Annotated in this window: 8 protein-coding genes; 5 read left to right on the top strand and 3 right to left on the bottom strand. The window is 39.9% G+C overall.

Annotated features, from left to right (window positions below; genetic code table 11):
* Positions 1-813 precede the first annotated feature (813 nt).
* Both FKG96_RS22725 and FKG96_RS22715 read right to left on the bottom strand, forming a co-directional pair.
* Complete coding sequence (locus FKG96_RS22725) at positions 814-1,449, bottom strand: ATP-binding cassette domain-containing protein (RefSeq protein WP_168204602.1); 636 nt, start codon at positions 1,447-1,449, stop codon at positions 814-816.
* Positions 1,450-2,094: 645 nt separating this feature from the next.
* Complete coding sequence (locus tag FKG96_RS22715) at positions 2,095-2,601, bottom strand: O-acetyl-ADP-ribose deacetylase (protein ID WP_149106201.1); 507 nt, start codon at positions 2,599-2,601, stop codon at positions 2,095-2,097.
* 230 nt (positions 2,602-2,831) lie between these two features.
* On the opposite strand from FKG96_RS22715, the gene FKG96_RS26860 reads away from it, so the two are divergent.
* Positions 2,832-3,005: a hypothetical protein gene (locus FKG96_RS26860; RefSeq protein ID WP_157622304.1), complete on the top strand. Its 174-nt coding sequence runs from the start codon at positions 2,832-2,834 to the stop codon at positions 3,003-3,005.
* Between the two features lie 17 nt (positions 3,006-3,022).
* Here FKG96_RS26860 and FKG96_RS22705 read toward each other — a convergent pair whose 3' ends face one another.
* Positions 3,023-4,327 carry a sulfatase-like hydrolase/transferase gene (locus FKG96_RS22705; protein WP_210421330.1) on the bottom strand — a complete coding sequence of 435 codons (1,305 nt, stop codon included), beginning with the start codon at positions 4,325-4,327 and terminating at the stop codon, positions 3,023-3,025.
* Positions 4,328-4,776: 449 nt separating this feature from the next.
* Between FKG96_RS22705 and FKG96_RS22700 the strand changes: the two genes are divergently transcribed.
* From FKG96_RS22700 to FKG96_RS22685, 4 genes are all read left to right on the top strand, one after another.
* Complete coding sequence (locus FKG96_RS22700) at positions 4,777-5,364, top strand: sigma-70 family RNA polymerase sigma factor (RefSeq protein WP_149106199.1); 588 nt, start codon at positions 4,777-4,779, stop codon at positions 5,362-5,364.
* A 63-nt stretch (positions 5,365-5,427) separates the two neighbouring features.
* Positions 5,428-6,366, top strand: a complete 939-nt coding sequence (locus tag FKG96_RS22695; protein WP_149106198.1) for a FecR family protein — start codon at positions 5,428-5,430, stop codon at positions 6,364-6,366.
* Positions 6,367-6,622: 256 nt separating this feature from the next.
* Entirely contained in the window at positions 6,623-10,105 is a 3,483-nt protein-coding gene (locus FKG96_RS22690; RefSeq protein ID WP_149106197.1) for a SusC/RagA family TonB-linked outer membrane protein, read from the top strand.
* 40 nt (positions 10,106-10,145) lie between these two features.
* Positions 10,146-11,594, top strand: a complete 1,449-nt coding sequence (locus FKG96_RS22685; RefSeq protein WP_149106196.1) for a RagB/SusD family nutrient uptake outer membrane protein — start codon at positions 10,146-10,148, stop codon at positions 11,592-11,594.
* Positions 11,595-11,603 lie beyond the last annotated feature (9 nt).

Genomic DNA, 11,603 nt, shown 5'->3' with positions numbered 1-11,603 from the left:
TTGTATATACCTTGATCCTGCTATAGGGTAGTTGCTGAATAAAATATAAGTGGTTTTGTGAAAATCGATACTCCAAATAAACGATTACACTCTGGACAATCACCGTTACGAGTGCAGTTATTGCGATTAACCGTATAGGTTCATCGATTTCAAAGATTGAGATCTTTAAAATTAGCAATGCGATAAAAGAGAAAATTTTAGTAATCAAAAAAGGTATTTTATGTTTTAAAAGAATTTCATAAAAAAATGCATTGAAAGGAGTTTTTCGAAGTTTTCTTGTAAGTGCTGTTAAGTTAAAGTCGCTTTCTTGTTCAAATTTCGCAAAGTTAAAACGATATAGGTATATGAAGGTGCTGATAATCACTAAAATTATTAGATAGAGCCCGCATAATAAAGGTATCAAAAGGTCAAGTACAATCAAGCCATAAATAGTTGCAAGCAGCCAATAAATAACGAGTGGGATAAAGAGATAAAGTTGAAACATAAACCAAACATAAAACTGCTTTGAAAGTGGAAGAGCGTTTATGCTATACCGCCAAAACGTATGCTCTGCCAATCTGCTGGCTTTCCAGACGTACAACCAACATTTAAATGTGTATAACAACCATAGGGCACACGCTATTAGCGTAATAATAGGAGATTGAACAAAACTGAGTAGCAATACCAGATAGATTGTTCGCTCCTCTCCGGCGGGAATGTGTCCGGCAGTTTTAATGAATAGACCATAACCGAATATCAGAATGAAAGACAGAATTAAAAAACCGGCATTCATTTTATAATACTCTTTCCCGAAAGCTTTTATAGGATATCTAGCTAAGGACATTGTATCGTTTCTGTTTCAATTTTTTTGTCACGAATAATAAAAGTACTGGTAATGGGCAGAGAAGAAGAGATACTATAGTGGGAAGTTATTATGAAATTTGTTCCGATCATCATGCTTTTTTTTATCGATTCTACAAGCTTATCGATGGCATCGTCGTCCAATGTAATAAATGGTTCGTCCAATAGGATAAGCTCCGGCTTGCCCGTAAAGGCTATAACAAGTGAGAGCTTTTTTAACATTCCGGCTGAATAACTTTCTATTTGGTAACCTAAATAATCATCCATGCCGAAGTCGCTTATAAGATGCGCCAATGTTTGTAACGAACCGTTTTTTGCACTAAGAAAAAGATTGATCATATCCCATCCTGTAAAAAAAGGAGGAAATAACGGCTCGCTCTCAGCAAAGTTGATTAGTTTTCGGTAAGCAATAGGATGTTTCTTCAAATTGATCCTTTCATTAAAAATCACGGATCCCTTAAAGTCGATCAATCCCGCCAAAATTTTAAGTAAGGTGCTCTTGCCGGAACCATTACGCCCTTTAATCCAAGTGATTCCAGTGCTAAGCTTTGCGCTTGAGCTTACTAGAACTGTATTATTCCTGTAGTTTTTTGATAAATTGTTGATCATCAGCATATAATTTAGATTTACACTGATTGACTTTGTTACATTCGCACTTTTTTAACCCTTATTTAAACTTCTTATTTTCTCTTTGACCATTTTGCAGCAGCAGGCTAGTGAGTGTTTAGGTCGTGACATGTAGTGGAACGTCAGCAAGTGGCTGAATTCTAATGAGCGAATATTGTTAGTGAAGCATTATGCTTTGAAAGATGCGGTTTTTTTACTATGATACAATTCTATAGCTTTCATATAATTGCTAACTCCTTTAGGTGGTGTCAAATAATATACAAATCTCGATAATTCGCCATGATTCTTGCCTGTTGAGGTTGAGCGGATATCACGCTTTGACTGCCGTTTTTTAAAATAGCCCTCCATTAAAACCAATACCTATTCATCTCGTTTAAGAATCTATTGTCTTCAATAGGATATTTAGAACTCAAAACAGCATCTATCCCACATTTCGGACAGATCGCGGTTTCGCCGTTAATATCATTGATCCATTCGAAAATCTCAGATGGAGGGTATGTCTTTTTACAATAAAAACAGCCACATAATTTGCTGCTTAATATTTCTTGTCTATGCGAAGAACTGCCTTTGTGCGCAATTTTTAAATAACTGATATGATAAGTCTCTTTCATTGATTTCTTTGGAAAGTTATATCAGCTCCTCATAAATCCAATAATTCTCCTCATCATAACATACAAACGTTACTTTAATCTCTGCGCTACTGAAGTTGAGAAATTCCTTGACGGTATCAATTGCGATTTCGGCAGCCCGATCTTTGGGAAATCGATAGACACCTGTACTAATATTCGGAAAAGCGATCGACTGGAGCTGATGTTCAACCGCTAATGCCAAACTGCTTCTGTAAGCTGAGGCGAGCAGCGCTTCTTCATTGTTTTTGCCCCCATTCCAAGTTGGACCTACTGTATGAATCACAAATTTCGCCGGGAGATTACCACCCGTAGTGATAACGGCTTCGCCCACCATACAGCCTCCTTGTTTTGCACGGATGCGCTGGCATTCTTCCAATATCGCTGGGCCACCCGCACGATGGATAGCTCCGTCAACGCCACCACCACCGAGCAAGGATGAATTAGCCGCGTTTACAATGGCATCCACCTCAAGTTTTGTAATATCTCCTTTTAAAAGCTCTATCATATATATACAAAGGTGCTATTATTTTGTATACTTAATTATTTATTAAAGAAGTCCTTTTTGTAGTAAACCATTTTCTTTTTAAAAAGTTGATATATTTCTATGAAGAAGCCTTCATCAACTCTTCATAAGTAATCTCTCCTAAGGTAGATCTTTGCAGCGCTACCGCTAAAGTATTTACCCTGTTATGGCGCTCTCGGCAATAGTGCAAATATGCAAAGCAAGCTCGAAAGATGGATATGAAATATGACTTTGACGAAAGCCGAATCCGTATTGAATATGCTAGTTCGATCGGAAAACTCGAACAAGAGGCCAGATTAAATAGGGTAGGGCTATGGCATGATCATAATCCCATTGCACCGTGGAAATGGCGTAAGCCGAAAACAGTAGTTGGTAATCCTAATTAAACAAAGCGACATGGATCTTATTCTTTTACACCCCACTCTTTTGGTGCTACAAATCCCTTTCTGCCCTGCCCATAGGGAGGAACTTGTTTCGAACTTTTGATCGAATTATACGTTTCCAATTTTGTTTTTAAATCCTTGTAAATAGTCGTTTCTGTATCTTTTAAATCTTTTCTTTCCCCTATATCTCGGGATATATTAAATAAAACATCCGTTTGTAATTTCATTATCGAGTTATTATTACCTGCTTCTATTAATTTCCAATTACTGTTTACCAGCGCTCCCTCCCCAAGGTAGAAATCTCGCTGTATGCCTGATTTGCTTCCATTTAATACCGGGTATATGCTTATTCCGTCCAGCGGGTTCTCGGGTGCTTCTGTAATTCCGGCTATATCCAGCAAGGTTGGTAAAACATCTACATACCCGGTTACCTGCTCCATAGTCTTTCCTCCTTTTAACTTTGCAGGCCATTTTATAATGGCCGGTGCCCTTACGCCGCCTTCCCATTCGGTAAATTTAGACCCTTTCAGTTCTCCGGATGACCCGGGAGAATCCGGGGCATACCCGTTGTCACTAAAGAAAAGAACGATGGTGTTATCTTCTATGTTCAATGTTTTCAATATTTCTAAGACCTTCCCAATGTTCCTATCTAAACTCCTGACCATGGCTGCATAAGTTTGCTTTTTAAGATCGTCTTCTCCGCGAGGTTTTAATAGGTCTTCTTCTTTTGCTTGAAACGGCCCATGAGGCGCATTAAAAGCCAAGTACATAAAGAATGGGTTTTCCTCCTGACTGTACTGCCTAATCCTTTTTACCGCCTCATCTGCAAGTAAGTCTGTCGCGTAACCTTCATCATAGCTTGAATTAAAATCATTATGCCAATCTAATTCGCCCTCTCGTTTATGCGTAAAATAATCGATCGCTCCATTTAAATGACCATAGAAATGGGTGAAACCCCTATGTAAGGGATGATATTTTAAGGAGGCATGTCCCAGATGCCATTTTCCGATAATTGCCCTGTTCTTATAACCCGCTTTAGCCAGATATTCGGGCAAAAAGGTCTCGTCAGTGTTCACGCCAAATTTAGACCAGGGTGGAATAACGGTTTCTCTTAAACCAAACCTGTCCGGATAACGACCGGTCATCAGTCCGGCACGGGTAGGGGAGCAGACTGCCGCCGTGTAGAACCGGTTTAAGCGAATTCCGTCTTTTGCTAACTGATCGATTACAGGGGTTTTGATGGTGCCTCCCAGATATCCTAAATCTCCCCATCCCAAATCATCTGCCAGAATAATTAGAATATTAGGTTTTTTCGATTGCGCCATAAGCAGGATGACGTGCATGCATAGCAATACGATAGTAATGTTACTCTTTTCATATGATCTGACTTAAGCAAATACTATTTCAGTTTTCCTTCTTTATCTACTTTAAAAGTAGAGAAAAGTGGAATGAATTGCTAATTAAGTAAGAGGAAAATCCGATGAGGAGGCTGCAGAAATCGAGGAGGTATCCGTTGACTTCATTCAAGTCCATGCAGATTTAGCAAAGAAGAACTGAACAAAATTCCATTAATAGAAAAAAAGCCATCTCCTTTACTATCTGCAAGTCGTTTTCGATGGCCTGTATCAAAAATAATCGATATTAAAATGTAAAAAAGAAAACAGATTTGTTGTTTTTGTATGGCAATTAAATTAAATTCGTGTCAATTAACCGTTATATCCCCCCTGTTAAACTGACTAAAGGACGTGTTTTTAAAAAAAAATATTCCATTTTTATGTCAGTAAGCAAGAAAATGCCGGACATCGATATCTTCCTAAAACTAAAATCGGGCAATACTAAAGCTTTTGAGCTAATTTATCATAAATATTGGTCGAAACTTTTTGATCAAGCCTATAAAAGACTTGCTGACGAAGAAATTGTTAAAGAATTTATACAAGAGTTATTTACGGAATTGTGGCAGAATAGAGAGGTAATACAAATTCATACTTCCATTTCATCTTATCTGCACCAGGCTTTAAAATTTAAAATATATAACTACTACAAATTACAGCAAGTACAAGACCGTTATAGACAATTCGTCTATGAGCAACATGGCCCCCATTCAACAAATAATTTAACAGAAGAACGGATAAATTACATCGACCTACATCAAGCTTTAAAAAAAAGTATTGAAAAATTACCTAATCAAACCAGGCGCGCCTATAAATTAAAGCAAGAAGGCGGGTTAACCTATCCCGAAATTGCTGCCGTTCTAAAAATATCAACCAGTACTGTAGAAAAACATATTATCAAAGCACTTAAAGTAATAAGGAGGGAGCTTAAACACTTCATTTGGCTATTATTTACCATATTTTTAAAATAATCGAAAAAAAAAGTAGAGGTACTATGCCTGTTAAATTTACTATTAATTGTATTTACATCCCGAATGGATCAAAATAACATACATAGAGCAGAAGAAAACCAGATGTCCCGGCGTTTTGAAGCCTGGTATAATGCAGCAGATCACTGTAAAGCATATACCGAAACACTTTCTGCACAAACAAAGCAAGCGCTTGGCAATGATATGTTATTCCAGATCAAAACACGCGCAAATATATCGTCCCCGAAGAAGTATAAACCTTCGAATCAAATGCTTTGGTGTGCCGCTACTGTTATTTTATTATTTGCGGTCTTTGTATTCTTACAAAAAGGTCCTACCATAACATATACAACAGGCTATGGCGAGATCAAAATGATTCATTTACCCGACGGATCACAAGTGAAATTAAATGGCCATTCCAGTTTATATTATCGTAAAAGAAATTTTAACGCCCACCGGGAAGTTTGGTTAAACGGTGAGGCAAGCTTTGTTGTTGTACATAAGCAAAACAATCAACGGTTTAGCGTACATGTATCCGACAGCACCTCTATTGAGGTCCTAGGCACAGAATTCAATGTGCAAAATAGAAACCAAACTTTGATAGCATTACGCGAAGGTAAAATCAATTTTCGATGTATTAGTAAACAAGACAGTTATAAAATCGAGATGCAACCGGGGCAGCATTTTATGCTGGCTAAAAACAGTCGTGATTATCAGCTGAAAAACGATGTTGCCATCGATGCGTTTTTTCTTTGGCAAAAGCACAAGCTATTACTTAGCAACAGCACACTTAACGAAGTGATTTCCGTATTAAAAGCAACTCAAGGTGTAGAAATCGTCCTAAAAGATGACAGGTTACTAAAGAGAGATGCTTCAGGATCTATGCCCTTAAATGTGGATATTGATGAGATGATTTCTAACATTGCATTATTATACGATCTGGATATTAAGAGAAAGAATAATCGATTCTTATTTCAGTCTAAGCAACACATTACACACCAATAGGAGTCGATAAAAGCCATCATTATTGCAAAAAGCTACACGCATTTTTATGCGTAACGGCTCTTTATTGTCTTTTTTTAACATTCAAACCCACAAACATGAGATCATTACTAATCAACATCATTATGCGCTGCTAAGCCAACCGTCTAATTAGCAACAGAACAGGTAAGATTGACCTTGTACTACCCAAATCAGTAATATCCATTTCTGGTTAATGAAACCGTTTTGCCTTTTAACAAACAATCCTAAAACAAATATTATGGCTCGTAAAATTCTAAAAATCATATGTCTAACAATGGTATTGAGTGTGTTTATGCCTCCAAAGCTCATAAAATTGATGGCAGCTAGTTCTGAATCCTTCAGCCCTTCTTTTCAAACGGTGACTCTCGAGGAGGCTTTAAAAAAGCTGGAAGAAAAGTTCCATGTCTCCATTGCATATCGTAGCGGATTATTAAAAAATAATCAGATAGATATGTCCGTACTTCAGCATGCATCCACGATCGAAGCAGCCTTATCGAGCGCATTAGCAGACCGAAAGTTAAGCTTCAAGAAGAACAATGATCGGTTTTTCGTCATTATCGAAAAAAATATACCGAGCGAGATAGCTGCCGTACAATCAAAGCCGGTAAATGTACAACAGCGAAGCGTACGTGGTGTAGTGACAGACGAGCAGGGGCAACCCATTCCATTTGCAGCAGTGAAAATAAAGGGCACTACCTTGGTAACGAGTACAAACGAAAAAGGCCAATTTGTTATTAATAATTTACCCCCTGATGCAATTTTAATCATTACCTATATGGGATACAGACCAACGGAAGTGCCTGTGTCCGGTAAAGCCGAGGTAAACCTACAAATGGAACCGGTAGCTGCGGAGTTAAATGAGGTAGTGGTAGTAGGTTACGGTGTACAGCGAAAAGAAGAATTTACTGGTTCTGCAACCCGCATAGGAGGAGAAAAACTGGCCGATCAACCCGTCCAAAGTTTCGACCAGGCATTGGCCGGCAGGGCATCAGGTGTCAATATAGCGCAACCTAATGGTGTATTAAACAATGCTCCCGTTATCCGTATCAGAGGTGTTAACTCCATTTCTCAAAGTTCTTACCCACTTATTGTGGTGGATGGGATTCCGATCAATGCAGGAGAAAGTGTCTCATCGAATGCCAATGTTACTAATAACCCTTTAGGAGATATCAATCCGGCGGATATCGAATCGGTTAATATATTAAAAGATGCGGCCTCCACTTCCATTTATGGCTCCAGAGGTGCCGCTGGTGTCATGATCATCACCACTAAAAGAGGTAAAACAGGTAAGGCACGCGTAAATTATGAGGGATGGACGGGCATATCCAACCCCGTAAGGCTGCCAACAATGCTTAATGCTGCTCAATTTATGGAGATAAAAAACGAAGCTGTACTGAATTCAAAGATTTTAAGTGGGAACGCTGCTAACGACAATGTCGCGAGTGCGTATTTCTTCCCCACTTATAAGGAGGATGGATCATTAGTGGACACACGCTGGTATGATGAAACTTATCGCACCGGTTTTTCCCATAATCATAGTCTTAATGTGACCGGGGGTTCAGAGGATACCAAATATTTCTTTTCTACCAATTACTCAGATCAAAAAGGCTTTATCCGAAATAACGAATTTGACAGAATTGGCGTGCGTTTCAATGTAGATCATAATTTAACGAACTGGTTAAAACTAACAGGAGGAGCTAATTATACGCGCAGTAATAATCAATCTCCCAACACGGGATCACTCCGGGGAAATGCTTTCTTACTCACCGGTATTGCTCGTTTAGCTTGGCTAACGGCTCCCAATGTTAGTCCGTACAATCCCGATGGCACTTACAATATAGCTAGCAGTACCAATTCGATGGGGATGGGAAACAATACAGTAGTTAGTAATTTCTATAATCCTACCGCCTTATTGGGTTTGAACCGATACAATGCACAGAATGATCATATTATTGGAAATGTGGGAGCTACGGTAACCTTGTTGAAAGGCTTAGATTTCAAAACAAGTTATGCATTGGATTGGACTAAAGTGGAAAACAAAACATTCGAAAGTGCCCTACACGGACCAGGTTTTACTCCTCAAGGTAATGCTGTCAACACAATTAACAATATCAACACCTGGAATTGGAGCAATACGATGTCCTTCAGGAGAGCTTTTGGTCAGCACAACCTTTCCTTATTAGGTGGCTATGAAGTGCAGCATTTTTATTTCAATCGATGGGGTGCTACCCGTACACAGGTATCCGATGAGTATTATGAAAATTTTGAGGGAAGCTATGGACGTATTATACCCTTTGGAAGTATGCTAGATGCCGAATCTTCGTTGATCTCTTATATTTCGAGGATAAACTATGATTTCGACAAGCGTTATTTTTTAACGATCAACTTCCGAAGAGATGGTAATTCCATACTCGGAGAAAAAACAAAATTCGGAAATTTCGGCGGGGCTTCCATTGGCTGGACACTTTCAGAGGAGAATTTCTATAAAGGGTCTTCTCTAGCGGAAACCTTAAACAGTATAAAATTGCGTGGTAGTTGGGGGCGGGTAGGAAATGCCAATAATCCAAACAAGTTTGCCTCGCTCAATCTTTATGAATCGGCCCTGTATGGAGATGCACCTATGTTGAACTACTATCAAGCCGGAAATAGCGGTTTGGAGTGGGAAACCAGTGATCAGACCAATATTGGAGCGGACTTAGGTTTTTTCAACGACCGTTTGCAAGTAGAAATGACTTATTTCTATAATAACGTAAATGGATTAATTCTCAATGCTCCGCAAACGCCGTCGAAAGGAATACCCAATAACGGCATTATGTTAAATGTTGGCTCTATGTACAATCGCGGATTTGAATTCACCTTCAATGCCCGTGTTTTAGAACAAAACGGTTTTACCTGGAATTCATCGTTTAACTTTACAACGATTAAAAACCGCGTTACAGCCCTAGCAGAAGGCAATGCCGACATTGTTGGCTCTACCAGTACGGCGGCAGAAGCCACTAATATTACCCGGGTTGGCTATTCCGTTGGAAGTTTATATGGAGCCAAAACGGATGGTGTAAATCCCGAAACAGGACAGCGTATTTTCATCAATCGCGCCGGCGAGCGGGTGCAATATAGTCATGCGGTGGCTGCGGGCGAAAGCAGATGGACCTATCTGGACGGTTCACCTGCTCAGGCAATTTCGGGTGCCGACTATTACCTGCTGGGAAATGCCCTTCCAACCTGGTATGGTGGGTTTGACAACACACTTCAGTATAAAAACTTTGACCTCAACTTAAGTTTTGTATACTCCGGTGGTAATTATATCCAGAATGGCACCAAAGCTACCCTGCGCGATCAGCGCTTCTGGAATAATTACACCGAAATCTATGATCGGTGGACAAGCCCGGGCCAGCAGACAGATATCCCGCGCCTCGTGTATGGCGATGTTATTTCAAACGGCTCATCTTATCCCATATCAGAAAATGTGGAAAAAGCAGATTTTCTCAGATTGCAAACCGCGTCATTGGGCTATCGGCTTCCGACAAAACTGCTGGGCAAATCCGGCATTAGTTCGGTGCGTTTTTATGGTCAGGTGTTCAACGCATTCATCATTACAGGCTACAGTGGTTCAGACCCGGCACTTTCTTCCAATGGTAACGACAATTTAACGCCCGGCGTTGATAAAAATTCTGTACCACAGGCACGCACTTTCACACTCGGTGTCAACGTAGGCTTCTAGCAAGACCTCATTTTAAAAAAAAGCGATAAAACTATAGGTTATGAACAATAAAAAATATAAGACTTTAAAACAGGGTATTCAATCAATCATGATTACCGTGCTATGCTTTATTTCTTGCAGCGAGCAGGAATACCTGCATCCGGATCCCACTACTTATATTCCGCAAGAACAAACATTTGACACCCCTGAACGTGTGCTGGCTTTGGTAAATGGATTATATCGGGGCATGAAAGACCAGCAATTTTATGGCGGTCGTTATTACATTTACTGCGAAGTGCGAGGTGAAGAATATATTAATAGAACCGCCAATCTTTTTACGGCTTTTGATTCCTGGAATCATACCTTAAATGCCGGTTCCAACGAAGTGCAAAACCTCTGGGCTGCAGCATATCGTACCATTAATTTATGCAATGTTTTTTTACAAGGATTAGTTGACAATGCAGATAAAGTAGATCCCGAAGCAGCTACCGCATACGCTGCCGAAGCTAAATTTGTGCGGGCAGTTTCTTATTTCGCCCTGGTAACCCTATACGCAAGACCTTATATCGAGAACAATGGCAATGCGCCGGGTTTACCCTTACGTCTACTGGCCGAAACTTCCTCGGCCAACAATTCATTAGCCCGCAGTACAGTAGCCGAAGTATATGCACAAATACTGAAAGATCTCGATGAAGCCGAAACGGGCCTGCCGTTATCCTATGGTACGCCTCTACTCAATACCACGCGCGCTCACCGCAACACGGCCATTGCTTTCAAAACGCGTGTTTACCTTACGATGGAAAATTACAGTATGGTGATACAAGAAGCGCAGAAAATCGTTTCGGCCAATGCACCGTACCGAGCCGAAACAGGTGTTGCCCATGCGCTACAAGACGACGCTACTATTCCTTTTTTATCAAATAATTATACCACAACAGAGTCTATCTTTAGTATGCCCATGACTGATTTAGATTCTACCACCGGTCAATCGTCCATAGGATACAATCTCAATACCTCGCCAGGAAATTCGGAGTATAATTTAAACCCACTGGGCATCATCGCCGACACGGAGTGGCGCGAAAACGATCAACGCCGACTGTTCATTACCGGTGGAGCTACCAAGTATCTCAAAAAATACAGCAAGCCTTCTCCATTTTTAGATTATATTCCTGTGATCCGATACGCCGAAGTGTTACTTAATTATGCCGAGGCGGCAGCGCATGTGGAAGATCTTGATAAAGCACGCGATCTGCTGAGATATGTTAGAAACCGGGCTGATGCATCTTATCAGTTCCCAACAAGTGCCATCAATAATGTAGACGCTCTGATCCAAACGATTTTACATGAACGCCGAATTGAGTTTTTAGGCGAAGGATTGCGTTCTAATGATCTGTTGCGTACTTTGCAGACTATTCCTGCAAAGGGTACTGCTCCAGCTGTTTCACCAACAGAAGAAGCCTATATTTTTCCCTTGCCCAATTCAGAACTATTAACTAACAAAGATTTATAAACAAGAAGA

The sequence above is a fragment of the Olivibacter sp. LS-1 genome (assembly GCF_008245145.1).
Taxonomy (GTDB): Bacteria; Bacteroidota; Bacteroidia; order Sphingobacteriales; family Sphingobacteriaceae; genus Olivibacter; species Olivibacter oleidegradans.
The sequence above is the reverse complement of the archived record's forward strand: the minus strand, read 5'-3'. Positions and strand labels throughout refer to the sequence as shown.